Below are 14,922 nucleotides of genomic sequence, written 5' to 3'. Positions count from 1 at the left end.
TTAAGCAGCCCGCCAGGCTAACGACAACTGACAAAGGTGGCTCGCCCGTTGCTCGATATTGCACAAGTCCGCACTGTTCTTTCGGACGTCTATGACCTCGCCCCATCGGCCACGTTGGCCAATGAGATGAAAGACACGTTTGCCCGTATGGATCGTGTGATCAGCCCGCCGGATTGGGCGATCTATGCGCCCTATGTGCGGGCGATCAACGCGCTCAAGAAAGAGCGTAACGCCGTGATCCTTGGGCACAATTACATGACACCGGAAATCTATCATGGTGTGTCCGATTTCGTGGGTGACAGCCTGCAACTGGCGATCAAGGCCAGCGAGGTGGAAGAGGATGTGATCGTTCAGGCCGGGGTTCATTTCATGGCCGAGACATCGAAAATTCTGAGCCCCGGGAAAACTGTTCTGATGCCCGACATGGATGCCGGCTGTTCTTTGGCAGAATCGATTACTGCCGAAGGAATCGACGAAATGCGGGCCAAATACCCCGGTGCGCCGGTTGTGTCTTACGTGAACACCACTGCCGAGGTCAAAGCGGCCTCGGATATCTGCTGCACCTCGTCGAACGCCTTGCAGATCGTGAATGCCATGGAGAGCGACACGGTCATCATGACGCCGGATCAATATCTGGCTCAAAACGTGGCCAATGAAAGCCACAAGAACGTGGTGTATTGGCCCGGTTCCTGCATCGTGCATGAACAATACACCGCACAGGACCTGCGCGACTTCCGGGAATGGAACCCCGGAACGCGCCTGATTGCGCACCCGGAATGCCCGCCGGATGTGGTGGCCGAGGCGGATTATTCCGGTTCAACCAGCGGGATCATCAAATATGTGCATGATGAGAAACCCGAAAAGGCGATGCTGATCACCGAATGTTCGATGGCGTCGAACATCGCGGATGAACTGCCCGAGGTCGATTTCGTAGGGCCGTGCAATATGTGCCCGTACATGAAAAAGATCACGCTGGAAAAGATCCTCTATGCTCTGCACACGATGGAAGGCCAGGTCGAGGTCGCCGAAGACGTGGCAGAGAAGGCCCGCAAATCTGTACAGGCGATGATTGATCTGTCCCGCAAGCTCGGCATCTGATCGGCAATGACCGACATCACCACGGATCGCGTCATTATTGTCGGGGCCGGGATTGGCGCGCTTTATGCTGCGCTGAAACTGGCGCCGCGACCGGTGGTGATCATCTCGCCTGAACCTTTGGGCGAAGGTGCAAGTTCGGCATGGGCGCAGGGTGGCGTGGCGGCGGCGATGGACCTGGCCGACAGCCCGGAAAGCCACGCCGTTGATACCGTCAATGCCGGGGCAGGCACCGTCGAACCCGACGTTGCGGATTTGGTGACACGAGAGGCGCGGGACTATATTCTGGACCTGACCACTTTGGGCACACCATTTGATCGCACCGAGGGTGGCGGGTATGTCCTGTCCCGAGAAGCCGCGCACAGTTTTGCCCGCGTCGTGCGGGTAAAGGGCGATCAGGCAGGCAGTGAAATCATGGCCGCCCTGATCGAACGAGTGCGCGAAACTCCGTCGGTGCAGGTGTTGGAAGGGGTCCTTGCCGTTGCGCTGGAAGTGACGGATGGGCGCGTGTTGGGCGTGGTTCTGCAGGATGCCTCGGAAAGCGGATCTGCGTCCGTGACGCTTCGTGCACCTGCCGTATTGTTGGCGGGCGGCGGTTCTGGCGGGCTTTATGCCCTGACGACCAATCCGGCCCGCATCCGGGGACAGGTCATCGGAATGGCCGCACGGGCGGGGGCGCTGATCGCCGATGCCGAATTCGTGCAGTTCCACCCCACCGCCATGGACGTGGGTGAAGACCCGGCCCCGCTGGCGACCGAGGCCTTGCGCGGAGAAGGGGCAATACTGATAAACAAGTACGGCGAGCGTTTCATGCAGGCCGTTCACCCTGATGCCGAGCTTGCCCCGCGCGACGTTGTGGCCCGGGCGATTTTTGCCGAGGTACAGGCCGGCAACTGCCCGATGCTGGACACTCGCAAGGCTTTGGGCGCGCAAATCAACGAACTTTTCCCAGCGGTTGCCGCATATTGCGCGCGCAACGGAATCGATCCGGTCCGGGACGCGATCCCGGTTGCTCCGGCAGCGCATTACCACATGGGCGGGATTGCCACAGGCACTGATGGCCGCGCGACGCTGGATCGGTTGTGGGTGTGCGGCGAGGCGTCTTCGACCGGCCTTCACGGCGCCAACCGGCTGGCTTCGAACGGTTTGCTCGAAGCGTTGGTGTTTGCACGCATCTGTGCCGAGGACATTGCGCGTTCGATTCCGGACACTTCCGCGTCGGAACCTGTGGCCCTTCAATTTGATCAAGCTGACATCCCCGATACGTCTGAAGCGGTCAGTATGTTGCGCACGACCATGTCGCGCGATGTTGGCGTGGTCCGGAACCGCGCCGGGTTATGCCGGGCATTGCGCAGGATTGCCACGCTCGAAGAGCAGCATGGCACATGCCCGTCCTTCAGAAACATGTGTGCCACATCATCCTTGATCGCCGCGGCGGCATTGCAGCGCGAAGAAAGCCGCGGCGCGCATGAGCGATCCGACTTTCCGGAAACTGCCGATGGCCCCGGCAAACGATCCCGGATGTATCTTAGCGACGCGCTGCACATTCGCGCCGAAGCCTGCAAGGAAATATCATGAGTTTTGCGACCCTGCCCGATCTGATCCTCGAACCCGTCATCCGCGCGGCGTTGATGGAGGATCTGGGAGCATACGGTGACGTGACCACCCGCGCCGTGATCCCGCCGAACGCGACCTATACGGCCCGGCTGAATGCGCGTGAGGATGCCGTCGTTTCGGGCATGCAGGTGGCGACGATTGCGTTCCGGCTGGTCGACCCGACGCTTGAGGTTGAGGCGCATGTCAAGGATGGCCAGCCCTGTCGGCGCGGCGACACGCTGATGACCATCAAAGGTTCTGCCGCCTCGATCCTTTCGGGTGAGCGGGTCGCGCTGAATTTTGCCGGTCGTCTGACCGGTATTGCCACAAAAACTGCCAGCTTTGTTCAGCAGACAAAGGGCACGAATGCCCGCATGACCTGTACCCGCAAAACCACGCCCGGACTTCGCATTGTCGAAAAACAGGCCGTGCTGCATGGCGGCGGTTTCAATCATCGCTACTCTTTGTCCGACGCGATCCTGATCAAGGACAACCACATTGCCGCTGCCGGGGGTGTGCGTCAGGTTCTTGAGGCCGCCAAAGCGCAAGCCAGCCACATGATGGCCGTCGAGATCGAAGTCGATCGACTGGACCAGCTGGCGGAAGTGCTCGAGGTTGGCGGCGCGTCCGTCGTATTGCTGGACAACATGGATGACGAGATGCTGCGCGAAGCGGTTGCCATGGTGGACGGGCGGATGAAGACCGAAGCCAGCGGTAATGTGACGTTGGACCGGGTTGCATCAATTGCGGCGACCGGGGTCGATTACATCTCGTCCGGGGCGCTGACGCATTCCGCCCGAACCGTTGATCTTGGTCTTGATTTCTGAAAAGCGCGGCATTTCCGCTTGATTTGGGATCGTTTGCGCCAACACGGTTGCGCCTTCAGATTTTATCGATAATAAATCCTCGGCAACGCAAGCTGCAGGAAGTTTTATAGATAAAATGATCATCCCTCATTCCGGCTGGACCCGAAAGTCTGCGCAAGCTGTTCATGACCTCCCGTTGATGGACCTTCTGTTCCGGGCACAGGCCGTGCACCGCGAGAACTTTGATCCGAACAAGATCCAGACCTCTAAGCTGTTGTCGATCAAAACCGGCGGGTGCGCCGAGGATTGCGCTTATTGCTCGCAATCGGCCCGCAACGGATCCACCCTGCCTGCATCGAAACTGATCGAGGTTCAGCGTGTACTGGCCGAGGCCAAAAAGGCCCGCGACGGTGGCGCGACCCGGTTCTGCATGGGGGCCGCCTGGCGCGAGCCCAAGCCGCGCGATATGCCTGCCCTGGTTGCCATGGTGGAAGGCGTCAAGGCGATGGGCATGGAAACCTGCATGACGCTGGGCATGCTGGATGACACCCAGGTCGTTCAGCTGCGCGATGCCGGGTTGGACTATTACAACCACAATATCGACACGTCCGAACGCTATTATTCCGAAGTGATCACAACCCGTACTTTCGCGGACCGGATCGACACGATGACCCGGGTGCAAGAAGCCGGGATCAAGGTCTGCTCGGGTGGTATTCTGGGGATGGGTGAACACACTGGCGACCGTATCGATATGTTGCTGACTTTGGCCAACATGACCCCGCCGCCGGATTCGGTGCCGATCAACATGCTGATGCCACAGGCGGATACCCCGCTGGCTGATGCGGAACCGGTTGATCCAATCGACTTTGTGCGGATCATCGCAACCGCTCGCATCCTGATGCCCAAAGCCTATGTTCGGTTGTCCGCCGGGCGCAGCGACATGAGCGACGAGATGCAGGCGATGTGCTTCTTCGCCGGAGCAAATTCCATCTTTGTCGGTGAAACTCTTTTGACGGCGGAAAACCCCGAAGAAGACACCGACTCGATCCTGTTTGCAAAACTGGGCCTTCAGGCCGAAACGGCTGAAGACCATAAACGCACGGAAGCCGCCGAATGAAAGCAGTCGAACGACTGGAATCCATGCTGGGTGCGCTGGAAGCCCGGCACCGCCGCCGGGTTTTGATCCCGGCGCGCGGGCTGGATTTTGCGTCCAACGACTATTTGGGCTTGGCCGGGTCAAGCCTGTTGCAAGAGGCCGCACAGGCCGCGCTGGCGCGCGGCGTGCCCGTGGGCTCGGGTGGCTCGCGGCTGCTGCGGGGAAATCACCCCGAGCATGAGGCGCTGGAACACGAAGCAGCTGCGTTCTTTGGGGCCGAGGCCGCATTGTTTATGGGCGGGGGGTTTCAGGCCAATCAGGCAATCTTTTCCACCCTGCCGGCTGCCGGGGATCTGGTTTTGTATGACGAACTGGTTCACGCCAGCGCCCATGAGGGGATGCGCGCCAGCCGAGCGGATCTGCGCGCTTTCCGTCACAACGACGTCGCGGATGCGCGCAACGTTCTGACCGAATGGCGATCCGCTGGTGGGCAGGGTCAGGTATGGATTGCCGTTGAAAGCGTCTATTCCATGGAGGGCGATCTGGCTCCGCTGGAAGATTTGTCATGTCTGGCGCGTGAAGCCCAAGCTGTTCTGATCGTGGATGAGGCGCACGCAACCGGCGTTTTCGGGGCAAGTGGCAAAGGTCTGGCGCATGATCTGAACGCTGACCTTTTGACCCTGCACACCTGCGGCAAGGGGCTTGGAGTTTCCGGCGGGCTGATCTGTGGCCCGCGGGCGATGATCGATACCCTCATCAACCGCGCACGGCCCTTTATCTTTGCAACGGCGCCGTCCCCTCTGAATGCTGCGCTGGTACGGGCCGTCCTGCGTGAACTGGCCGGGAATGACGATTTGGTCACTGCTGCACTCAAACGTCTGCGCCATGCACATGATGCAGCCCGTGAAACTGGGTTGCCTGACGCGGCCTTGAACAGCCAGATCATTCCCGTCGTTCTTGGGGACGAGGCCCGCACGATGGCGATGGCACAGGCTTTGCAACATCAGGGGTTTGACATTCGCGGCATTCGCCCGCCTACCGTTCCGAAAGGCACATCCCGTCTACGCGTCTCGATCACCGGGAATGTCAGTCCTGATGACATTTCGGCCCTGTTTGCAACCATCTCCAGCCATCAGTCGGAGGCCGCATGAGCGCTCTGGTCATTGTCGGAACCGACACGGGCGTCGGAAAAACAGTTTTTTCGGCTGGCCTGACGGCGGCCCTGAACGCCACTTACTGGAAGCCGGTTCAATCGGGGCTCGAGGATGCAACGGACACGGAAACCGTCTGCACCTTGTCCGGCGTGGACGTGTTGCCCGAGGCGTATCGTCTGAACATGCCCGCCTCACCCCATCTTTCTGCCGAAGATATGGGTATAGAGATCGATCTGTCCCGGCTAGCGCTGCCGCAGGTTGAGGGGCCGCTGGTTGTGGAAGGGGCAGGGGGGCTGATGGTGCCTCTGAACCGCAAATCCTACTATCTGGATCTGATTGCCCAATGGCAGGCCCCGGTCGTTCTGGTCGCGCGCACGGCGTTGGGAACGATCAACCATACTACGTTGTCCCTGATGGCACTCCGAGGCGCTGGGTGCGAAGTGGTCGGCGTTGCCTTTGTCGGAGATCCGGAGCCCGACGTGGAACAAACCATCGTCGAAATGAGCAAGGTGCGACACCTCGGACGCCTGCCTTATCTTGGAGACCTGACGCAGCAAAGCTTGTCAGATGCCTTCTCGTCCATAGACGTGGCGACCATACGGAGGTTTCTGTGACCCCGCTGGAGTTTGACGCCAACCACCTTTGGCATCCCTATACCAACGTGGCCGATCCCGGCGCGATGCATCTCATCGACCGGGCCGAGGGCGTGTATCTCTATCGGGAGGACGGCGCAAAGATGATAGACGCCATGTCGTCATGGTGGTGCGCCATCCACGGCCACAAGCATCCCGAAATTACGTCCGCCATGCAGTCCCAGCTGGAAAAGATGCCTCATGTGATGTTCGGAGGGCTGACGCACCATCCGGCCATTGATCTGGGGCGCAGGATGGTCGACATGTTGCCCGAAGGGCTGGACCGCATTTTCTATTGCGACAGTGGGTCTGTTTCGGTCGAAGTGTCGATGAAGATGGCGGTGCAGTATCAAATGGCCCATGGCCGCACCCGCAAATTCGAATTTGCGACAATTCGGGGCGGCTATCACGGTGACACGTGGAAAGCGATGAGCGTCTGTGACCCTGTGACGGGTATGCACGGGCTGTTCCGGGGGGCTTTGTCGATCCAGCACTTCCTGCCGCGTCCCCAGGTTCGGTTGGGGGATGACTGGCCCGAAGATAGCGCGTTGAACGGATTGGAGGCGCTGGAACGACTGTTGGCCGAAAAGGGCGATCACCTCGCGGCCCTGATCCTTGAACCGGTGGTTCAAGGCGCCGGGGGCATGTATTTCTATCATCCCCAATGGCTGCGCGCGGCACGCGCCATGTGCGATGCCCATGACGTGCTGATCATTTTTGACGAGATCGCAACCGGATTTGGCCGAACCGGCAAGCTGTTCGCCACCGATCATGCGGGCATAACCCCGGATATAATTTGTCTGGGTAAGGCATTGACCGGGGGGCATATATCGTTTGCTGCTACCGTGACCAGCAAGCAGGTGGCGTATGGCATTGGCAACAGTGAGGCCGGAGTGTTCATGCACGGCCCGACCTATATGGCCAACCCTCTGGCCTGTTCCGCAGGTTCGGCCAGCCTCAGACTTCTGGCCGAGGGGAACTGGCAACGCCAGGTGGCTGATATCGAACGCCAGATGCGGACCGAACTGGAGCCAGCGCGCAGTTTGCAGGGCGTTGCAGATGTCAGGGTTCTTGGCGCCATTGGCGTTATTGAAATGAAGGAAACGGTTGATCCTTCGGTCGCTCATCGGCTGGCCCCTGAAACCGGAGTGTGGCTGCGCCCCTTTGCGCGCAACATCTATTGTATGCCGCCTTACATTGTTTCACCTGATGAGCTCGGCCGGATCACCAGCGCGATGGTCGCTTTGGCCGGGGGGAAGCAATGAGACACCAGTGGCTGGCGCAATCGGATGACAGCAAGCTGACACTGGTCTTTGGGGGGTGGGCGCTGGGTTTTGCCCCGTTCCGCGGGCTGACCGGAGGCGGATCTGTTCTGCTGGTGGATGACTATACCCGGCTCGATGATCCCTTGCCCGATCTGGCCGGGTATGACCGAGTCGAAATGCTTGCGTTCTCTTTCGGCGTCGCATCCGCGGCCCATTGGTTGGCCAGCACAGGGTTTCGCCCTGACCGGCTGGTTGCCGTCAGCGGTACGTTGCATCCTGCCTGCGCAGGCCGGGGCATCGCGCCCGATATTGTCCGGGCCACGGCGGATCAGCTGTCTTCGGCAAGTTTCGTCAAGTTTTGCCGACGCGCCGGACTGTCTGCTGACATACCTGAACTGGACATCGAGCAGGCAAGAAAGGAACTTCACGCGGTAATCGAACGCGGCTCGGCGCCTGATCCCGGCTTTGATCGGGTTTGGGTATCAGAGCGGGACCGGATCATTCCGTCCAATGCTCAAAGGATAGCCTGGGCCGCGACCCCGGATGTGGTCAAGGGCGTCGCTGCTCCGCATGTACCTTTCCAACCGGGGCAAAGCTGGGCGGAGTGGATGTCATGACCGCGCAATTGGCAGACAAGGTGCAGCGAAGCTTCAGCCGAAGCTTCCAGACTTACAACGATACAGCCAGCCAGCAGGCCTGGGTTGCCCGCAAGCTGGTTTCCGAGATGCGCCGGGTTGGCGCGCCGAACCGGTTTGATGTGGCGTTCGAGCTGGGATGCGGCACTGGCCATCTGACCCGGTTGCTGCGGCAGAACTTTGATCTTCCCGATCTTCACCTGAACGATATCGCGCCGCAGGCTCGGGCGACGGCAGATGCGGAAAATGCGGCTTTCGTTGACGGAGACGTCCGCCTGGTCGAATGGCCTGCAAAGCTGGATTTGGTCGCATCGGCCTCGATGATCCAATGGATGGAGGATCCGGCCGGTTTGCTGCAACAGGTTGCCGAGGCGCTTGAACCCGGAGGGTGGCTGGCGATTTCCGGGTTTGGTCCATTGCAATATCAAGAGCTTGCGCAAATCGGATCGACAGCCCGTGCACCGGGCCTATGCCTGCCTGACGCCCTTGCAACCGCCATAGATGGGCCGTTCAAGATTCTGACGGTTGGCCAAAGTGTTCGGCCATCCTATTTTGACACACCCAGAGATGTGCTGAAGCATTTACGCAGTACAGGGGTAAATGGCCGGGCTCAGGGTGCATGGACCCGGTCCACCTTGGCCCGGTTCGAAGCTGACTACGTGCAAAAGTTCGGAGAAGACGGCAGGGTTCCTCTGACTTACCACCCGGTTTGGATCATTGCCGAAAAGCGTTAGGCGCTTATTCGGCGACGACAAGGTCGATTTCATTTGCCGACAGCATCTGGCAGATGTCCTCGGGCGGGTTCACATCGGTAAAGAACAGATTGATCTTGTCGGCAGGTTCCAATGTGACCGGCGCGCGCTTTCCCAGCTTTTCGCCATCGGCCACGACAATGCGGACCTGTGCGTTTCGAATGGCGACGCGGGCCAGGTTTGCTTCTTGCAGGTCGTGCAGCATAAAGCCCGGGTCCGCATTGACCGCCCCGACTGAAAGAACGGCGAAACGGACGTTCAAACGTTTGATCAGGTCCTGAGCTTCAATACCAAATGCGCCCCCATCGTGCGACCGCAGCTCGCCACCAGCCATGAAGACCCGGTTGTTGTTTCTTGAAGCCAATGCCTGAGCAACAAAAACCGAGTTCGTCACGACAAAGAGGTCACTGTGGTTGCAAAGTGCCTGCGCCACATAAGCGGTAGTAGAGCCGATATCGAGGAAAACAGAGTCTCCGTCACTGATGACCTCGGCAACCGCCTTCGCCAGCTTCTCTTTCGCGTCAACCTTCTTGTCTAGGCGGCTTTGCAGCGACGGTTCCAGAATGTCTTCGAGAAGATGAACCCCGCCATGGACCTTGCGCACGATGCCGCGCTCTTCCAGATTGCGGACGTTTCGCCGAATGGTTTCCAGGCTGACCCCAAGTTCATTCGCCAGAACACTTACGCGGCACGAACCGCCCGCGCGAAAAAGGGCGCGCAGGATTTCTTCTTCTCGTTGGTTTGTGGTCGGCAGGTTCATGTTTCGCGCTCTGGTGGCATCGTCATAAGGGACGTTAAGCCATACCACAATACCCACATAAAGCAACGTTCTACCAAAGAGAAGCCGTTAAAACTTGCCTCGAGCAGGAATTTATGTGGCTTTACGTGGTTTTTATTGACACAAAACCCCACGATGTGGTCGTCTATACTCAATACCACCGATTCATCAAAAAAAATCACGACAGGGAGAAGGTGTTATGAATTGTAAAATGGGAATTTCCGCGCTGGCCCTCATGGCCGCCGGAGCCGCAACAACTGCTGGGGCTGTTGAGTCCACGGACCCAATCAAACTGACGCTGCACGACTGGTCGGGGCAGTTGATCAATACCAAGATCATGGGTTCGATCCTGGAAGAAGCCGGGTACAACGTTGAATATGTTCAGGCGGATTACATTGCTCAGTTCGCCGGTCTGAAAACGGGTGACCTGCATCTGGCAATGGAAATCTGGGAAACCACCGGGCGCGAAGCGCTGGACGAGGCAACCGGCACCGGCAAGGTTGTCAATGTCGGCGAAACCGGCCTGATGGCGATCGAAGAATGGTGGTATCCCAGCTACATGAAGGAACGGTGCCCGGGATTGCCGAATTGGGAGGCGCTGAAAGACTGCGCCGAGGAATTCGCGACGGCGGAAACTGCTCCGAACGGGCGTTATGTCGGCGGCCCGGTGACCTGGGGTGGCTTCGATGACGAGCGTGTCGAAGCGCTTGAATTGGATTTCGAAGTCGTCCATGCGGGTACCGACGCGGCCCTGTTTGCAGAATTGGAATCCGCTTATCAAAGACAGGATCCGATTGTTCTGTGGGTCTATGTCCCACATTGGGCGCCGGCGAAATACGAAGGCGAGTTCGTCGAGTTTCCGCCATTTACGCCAGAGTGTTACAGCGACCCTTCGGTTGGTGTGAACCCGAACATGGCCTATGATTGCGGCAAGCCGCGTGGCCCGATCTGGAAAGCAGCCTGGTCTGGCCTGCAAGAAAAATGGCCGGGCGCTTATGACATCATCGAAGCCTACAAAATCAACAATGATGAAATGAGCGCCATGGTTGGCAAGGCCGATCTGGACGGCGTGGAAATCGACAGCGTTGTTGCAGAGTGGATGGAGACCAACAAAGACCGCTGGTCTGGCTGGATCTCGAAGTAATCCACTGGCCAGAGCGGGCCTGCCGCTCTCTCGGACCGCTCTGGCCTTTTTCGCGAACGAACCGGACCACCCTGATGCCCCCCAAGACCAAACTGTCGTGCCGAAACGTCTGGAAGCTTTATGGCCCCAACGCAGATCGGTTGCTGCGGACAACCCCCGAACCTACGGCAGAAGAAATTCGCAAGGCAGGCGTGATCGGCGCAGTGCGCAACGCCAATATCGAGATCTCGGAAGGTGAGATTTTCGTCATCATGGGCCTGTCGGGGTCCGGCAAATCCACTCTGGTACGGTGCTTGTCCCGGTTGATCGAACCAACCGCCGGAGAAGTTCTGTTCGACGATGCTGACCTCTTGCGCGCCAGCGAGAATGAGCTGATCGAAATCCGGCGTCACAAGATGGGCATGGTGTTCCAGCATTTCGCGTTGCTGCCGCATCTGACGGTTTTGCAGAATGTGATGTTTCCGTTGACGATTCAGGCCACACCCAGACCCGAAGCCGAGGCCAAGGCCCGCGAGGTGGTGGAACTGGTCGGTTTGAAGGGGCGCGAGGATTATTACCCGCGTGAGCTGTCCGGCGGCCAGCAACAGCGCGTCGGCATTGCCCGTTCCTTGGTGACCGAGCCTGATCTATGGTTTCTGGACGAGCCGTTCTCGGCCCTCGATCCGCTGATCCGGCGCGAGATGCAGGATGAATTCCTGCGGTTGCAGGAGCGGTTGCACAAGACCATCGTTTTCATCACCCATGATTTCGAAGAGGCCGTTCGCCTGGCCGACCGCATCGCCATCATGAAGGACGGAGAGGTGATCCAGATCGCCACGCCGGAAGAGCTGGTGATGCACCCGGCCACCGACTATGTGGCTGAATTCACGAAACATATTCCCCGTTCAAAGGTCCTGACCGTCGGCGGTGTCATGACCTACGGCGCTGTGGGCGAGGGCGATCCGATCTCTCAATCCACGCGCATCTCGGACGTGGCGGAACGGATTATCGCGGCAGATGCGCCGATCCCCGTCGTGGATGCAGAGGGCCAGCCCGTCGGAGCGATTGACCGCAAGGCCGTTGCGCATGTGCTGTTCGGCGGCGGAGACACGGCATGATCCGCCTGACCCGCAGCCAGATGGCCATTCTGCTGCTTGTTCTGGTCACCATCGTGCTTGGCTATTTCGGTCGTGATTTGAGCAAGGCGCTGGATGCGCGCTGGTTGACCAAGTTCCCTTCGGCCTGGGTGATCCCGTTCAAAACCTACATTTCCTCGGCGATGACATGGCTGATCGAGGATGCCGCCATCGGGCCAGTGTCCTTCACCGATGTCACCCGCGCCATCGCGTGGTTGATCGAGCAGCCCTACAATCTGGTATTGGCCCTGCTGGCCGACGGCTTTGTCAGCGGTCAGGGAAATGACGCGCAGGTCATCCTGCCTGCGATCAGCTGGATCGTGGTCATCACCGCCGTTGTCGCCTTGGGTCAATATTGCCGTGACTGGGGATTGGCCGCTCTGGTCGGGGCCTGCTTTGTCTACCTTGCAGTTTTCGGACAATGGGACAGCGCCATGGTGACGCTGGCCTCGGTACTGATCGCCGTGCCGATTGGCGCGGGCGGAGGGTTGCTGTTGGGCATTCTCGCCTATCGCCATCCGCTTTTTGAAAAGATCATCTCACCAATCCTGGACCTGATGCAGACGATCCCGATCTTTGCCTATCTGGTGCCGATCCTGTTCATGTTTGGCTTTGGCCCGATCTCTGCCTTGGTTGCGACGATCATCTATGCGACCCCGCCGATGGTGCGGATCACAACGCTGGCGCTGAAAGGTGTGGATCCTGAGATTCTGGATTTCGGACGCATGGCGGGCACGACCCGGCGGCAGTTGATGTGGCGCGTGCTGGTGCCTTCGGCCAGCCACAGCCTGATGGTGGGCGTCAATCAGGTGATCATGCTGACTCTGAACATGGTCATCATCGCCTCGATGATCGGGGCTGGGGGGCTGGGCTTTGACGTCCTCGCCGCGCTGCGCCGTCTGGACATTGGGGCAGGGTTCGAAGCCGGCATCGCCATCGTGGTACTGGCCATCGCCGTCGACCGTCTGAGCCAGGCCTTTGCCGAACGGATGGGGCAGGTGCATCATGAGGTCCCCGGCTCGTGGATCGCACGTCATCGCCGGACGGTTCTGGTTGTGGTCCTGATGCTGCTGACCTGGGTGCTGGGACAGTTCTCGCCTCTGTTGCTGGAATATCCTGAAAGCCAGACCATCACCACCGGCGCGTTCTGGGACAACACGGTCGAATACCTGAACGTAAATTATTTCGACACGTTCGAGGCCATCAAGGTTTTCTTCCTGACCTGGTTTATGATCCCGATCAAAACGGTTCTGCTGGGCATCCCGTGGCCATGGGTCATTGCAATGCTGACCCTGTTGGGCTGGCACGCGGGCGGCTGGCGTCTGGCACTGTTGTGCGGAGGAATGGCCTCTCTGATCCTTGTGTCGGGCCTGTGGTCCAAGGCGATGGTGACGGTCTATCTGTGCGGCGCATCTGTCACTCTGGCGACGCTGATCGGGGTGCCTCTGGGTGTTCTGGCGGCACTGAACAAACGCGCTGGGACGGCCATCAACCTGCTGATCGACACGCTACAAACCCTGCCCAGCTTTGTTTACCTGATCCCTGTCGTCATGCTGTTCCGGGTTGGCGATTTCACCGCCCTGATTGCCATCGTTCTATATGCGCTGGCCCCGGCGGTCCGTTATGCCGCCCATGGCGTGCGCTCGGTCAGTGAGGAACTGATCGAGGCGGGTCTGGTTTCCGGCTGCACCCGTACGCAATTGCTGCGCCATATCCGCCTGCCGATGGCGTTGCCTGAAATCCTGCTGGGCGTCAATCAGACGATCATGCTGGCGCTGTCGATGCTGGTGATCACCGCCCTCGTCGGCACCCGCGATCTGGGGCAGGAGGTCTATATCGCCCTGACCAAGGCCGATACCGGCCGCGGTCTGGTGGCCGGCCTGTCGATTGCCTTCATCGCCATCATCGCCGATCGGTTGATCAATGCCAGTGCCCGTCAGGCCCGCATCCGCTTTGGACTGGAGAGTTGATATGAGCCATCCCGACCTGATGACCCGCATCCGCGCTCTGCCGATCTGGCAGGGAGAGATCGAGGCCGCTCCGTTGACCGGTGGCATAACCAATGTGAACTACAAGGTCACGGATGGCAGCGGGTCTTATGTGGTGCGTGTAGGCGACGACATCCCCCTGCATCAGGTGATGCGGTTCAATGAGCTGGCCGCCAGCAAAGCCGCCCATGCGGCGGGTTTGTCGCCAGCGGTTGTACACTCGTCAGGCGATCTGACGGTGCTAGAGTTCATCGAAAGCCGTACACTGACCGAGGAAGATGTCCGCAACCCGGATATGCTGCCGCGCGTGCTGGAATTGGTTAAGGCGTGCCATGCCGAGGTACCGAAGCACCTGCGCGGTCCATCGCTGGTGTTCTGGGTGTTCCACGTCATCCGCGACTATGCCGCGACACTCACTGAACGCGGCAGTGTCCATACAACGCTGATCCCTGACCTGATCGATGCAGGCGCTACGTTGGAACGCGAGGCCGGCCCGTATGACATGGTGTTTGGCCATAACGATCTGCTCTGTGGCAACTTTCTGAACGACGGCAACCGCCTTTGGCTGATCGATTTCGACTATGCCGGGTTCAATTCTCCGCTGTTCGATCTGGGCGGGCTGGCGTCGAACAATGGCCTGTCGCCTGAACAGGAAGACTGGGTGTTGGAGAGCTATTTTGAAGCCCCGGTCACCGACGATCTGCGCCACCGCTATACGGCGATGAAATGCGCCTCGCTGCTGCGGGAAACCATGTGGAGCATGGTGTCCGAGATCACCTCGGATATCGACTTTGATTACGCAGCCTACACAGCTGAAAACCTGGCGCGGTTCCGCGCAGCCCTAACCGATTTCAAAAACACCTGAG

Annotated in this window: 14 protein-coding genes; 13 read left to right on the top strand and 1 reads right to left on the bottom strand. The window is 59.3% G+C overall.

Going from position 1 to position 14,922, the window contains the following annotated elements; translation table 11 throughout:
* Window positions 1-48 precede the first annotated feature (48 nt).
* From nadA to ACR0FB_RS04380, 9 genes are all read left to right on the top strand, one after another.
* Window positions 49-1,098 (top strand): quinolinate synthase NadA, encoded by a 1,050-nt coding sequence (nadA, locus tag ACR0FB_RS04420; RefSeq protein WP_171230399.1) that lies wholly within the window; start codon window positions 49-51, stop codon window positions 1,096-1,098.
* Between the two features lie 6 nt (window positions 1,099-1,104).
* Window positions 1,105-2,673 carry an L-aspartate oxidase gene (locus ACR0FB_RS04415; RefSeq protein WP_480620210.1) on the top strand — a complete coding sequence of 523 codons (1,569 nt, stop codon included), beginning with the start codon at window positions 1,105-1,107 and terminating at the stop codon, window positions 2,671-2,673.
* Window positions 2,670-3,518, top strand: coding sequence for a carboxylating nicotinate-nucleotide diphosphorylase (gene nadC, locus ACR0FB_RS04410; protein WP_171723804.1), 849 nt, complete (start codon window positions 2,670-2,672; stop codon window positions 3,516-3,518). Before ACR0FB_RS04415 ends, nadC begins: the two co-directional genes overlap by 4 nt.
* Window positions 3,519-3,633: 115 nt before the next feature.
* On the top strand, window positions 3,634-4,614 hold the full coding sequence (bioB, locus tag ACR0FB_RS04405) for a biotin synthase BioB (RefSeq protein ID WP_480620208.1): 981 nt from the start codon (window positions 3,634-3,636) through the stop codon (window positions 4,612-4,614).
* The gene (locus ACR0FB_RS04400) at window positions 4,611-5,744 is read left to right on the top strand and encodes an 8-amino-7-oxononanoate synthase (RefSeq protein WP_480620206.1); all 1,134 of its coding nucleotides are present in this window, start codon (window positions 4,611-4,613) and stop codon (window positions 5,742-5,744) included. Before bioB ends, ACR0FB_RS04400 begins: the two co-directional genes overlap by 4 nt.
* On the top strand, window positions 5,741-6,361 hold the full coding sequence (bioD, locus tag ACR0FB_RS04395; protein ID WP_171636178.1) for a dethiobiotin synthase: 621 nt from the start codon (window positions 5,741-5,743) through the stop codon (window positions 6,359-6,361). Before ACR0FB_RS04400 ends, bioD begins: the two co-directional genes overlap by 4 nt.
* Window positions 6,358-7,644 (top strand): adenosylmethionine--8-amino-7-oxononanoate transaminase, encoded by a 1,287-nt coding sequence (gene bioA / locus ACR0FB_RS04390; protein ID WP_480620204.1) that lies wholly within the window; start codon window positions 6,358-6,360, stop codon window positions 7,642-7,644. The genes bioD and bioA overlap by 4 nt, the downstream gene beginning before the upstream one ends.
* Window positions 7,641-8,261 (top strand): pimeloyl-ACP methyl esterase BioG family protein, encoded by a 621-nt coding sequence (locus tag ACR0FB_RS04385; RefSeq protein WP_480620202.1) that lies wholly within the window; start codon window positions 7,641-7,643, stop codon window positions 8,259-8,261. The genes bioA and ACR0FB_RS04385 overlap by 4 nt, the downstream gene beginning before the upstream one ends.
* Entirely contained in the window at window positions 8,258-9,013 is a 756-nt protein-coding gene (locus ACR0FB_RS04380; protein WP_210092934.1) for a methyltransferase, read from the top strand. Before ACR0FB_RS04385 ends, ACR0FB_RS04380 begins: the two co-directional genes overlap by 4 nt.
* Window positions 9,014-9,017: 4 nt before the next feature.
* On the opposite strand, the gene ACR0FB_RS04375 is transcribed toward ACR0FB_RS04380, so the two are convergent.
* Window positions 9,018-9,791 (bottom strand): DeoR/GlpR family DNA-binding transcription regulator, encoded by a 774-nt coding sequence (locus ACR0FB_RS04375; RefSeq protein WP_171723799.1) that lies wholly within the window; start codon window positions 9,789-9,791, stop codon window positions 9,018-9,020.
* A gap of 217 nt (window positions 9,792-10,008) precedes the next feature.
* On the opposite strand from ACR0FB_RS04375, the gene ACR0FB_RS04370 reads away from it, so the two are divergent.
* From ACR0FB_RS04370 to ACR0FB_RS04355, 4 genes are all read left to right on the top strand, one after another.
* Window positions 10,009-10,953: an ABC transporter substrate-binding protein gene (locus ACR0FB_RS04370; RefSeq protein WP_171636168.1), complete on the top strand. Its 945-nt coding sequence runs from the start codon at window positions 10,009-10,011 to the stop codon at window positions 10,951-10,953.
* A gap of 74 nt (window positions 10,954-11,027) precedes the next feature.
* Window positions 11,028-12,050, top strand: a complete 1,023-nt coding sequence (locus tag ACR0FB_RS04365) for a quaternary amine ABC transporter ATP-binding protein (RefSeq protein WP_480620200.1) — start codon at window positions 11,028-11,030, stop codon at window positions 12,048-12,050.
* The gene (locus ACR0FB_RS04360) at window positions 12,047-14,038 is read left to right on the top strand and encodes an ABC transporter permease (RefSeq protein ID WP_171723797.1); all 1,992 of its coding nucleotides are present in this window, start codon (window positions 12,047-12,049) and stop codon (window positions 14,036-14,038) included. Before ACR0FB_RS04365 ends, ACR0FB_RS04360 begins: the two co-directional genes overlap by 4 nt.
* 1 nt (window position 14,039) lies before the next feature.
* Window positions 14,040-14,921 carry a phosphotransferase gene (locus tag ACR0FB_RS04355; RefSeq protein WP_480491180.1) on the top strand — a complete coding sequence of 294 codons (882 nt, stop codon included), beginning with the start codon at window positions 14,040-14,042 and terminating at the stop codon, window positions 14,919-14,921.
* Window position 14,922 lies beyond the last annotated feature (1 nt).

Source organism: Ruegeria sp. P10, from assembly GCF_056534925.1.
The sequence above is the reverse complement of the archived record's forward strand: the minus strand, read 5'-3'. Positions and strand labels throughout refer to the sequence as shown.

Bases quoted from the DNA above. Each gene is read 5' to 3' on its own strand.
- ACR0FB_RS04360 (WP_171723797.1), top strand. From the start codon at position 12,047: ATGATCCGCCTGACCCGCAGCCAGATGGCCATTCTGCTGCTTGTTCTG.
- ACR0FB_RS04365 (WP_480620200.1), top strand. From the start codon at position 11,028: ATGCCCCCCAAGACCAAACTGTCGTGCCGAAACGTCTGGAAGCTTTAT.
- nadC (WP_171723804.1), top strand. From the start codon at position 2,670: ATGAGTTTTGCGACCCTGCCCGATCTGATCCTCGAACCCGTCATCCGC.
- bioB (WP_480620208.1), top strand. From the start codon at position 3,634: ATGATCATCCCTCATTCCGGCTGGACCCGAAAGTCTGCGCAAGCTGTT.
- ACR0FB_RS04370 (WP_171636168.1), top strand. From the start codon at position 10,009: ATGAATTGTAAAATGGGAATTTCCGCGCTGGCCCTCATGGCCGCCGGA.
- ACR0FB_RS04375 (WP_171723799.1), bottom strand. From the start codon at position 9,791: ATGAACCTGCCGACCACAAACCAACGAGAAGAAGAAATCCTGCGCGCC.
- ACR0FB_RS04380 (WP_210092934.1), top strand. From the start codon at position 8,258: ATGACCGCGCAATTGGCAGACAAGGTGCAGCGAAGCTTCAGCCGAAGC.
- ACR0FB_RS04355 (WP_480491180.1), top strand. From the start codon at position 14,040: ATGAGCCATCCCGACCTGATGACCCGCATCCGCGCTCTGCCGATCTGG.
- bioD (WP_171636178.1), top strand. From the start codon at position 5,741: ATGAGCGCTCTGGTCATTGTCGGAACCGACACGGGCGTCGGAAAAACA.
- ACR0FB_RS04385 (WP_480620202.1), top strand. From the start codon at position 7,641: ATGAGACACCAGTGGCTGGCGCAATCGGATGACAGCAAGCTGACACTG.
- ACR0FB_RS04400 (WP_480620206.1), top strand. From the start codon at position 4,611: ATGAAAGCAGTCGAACGACTGGAATCCATGCTGGGTGCGCTGGAAGCC.
- ACR0FB_RS04415 (WP_480620210.1), top strand. From the start codon at position 1,105: ATGACCGACATCACCACGGATCGCGTCATTATTGTCGGGGCCGGGATT.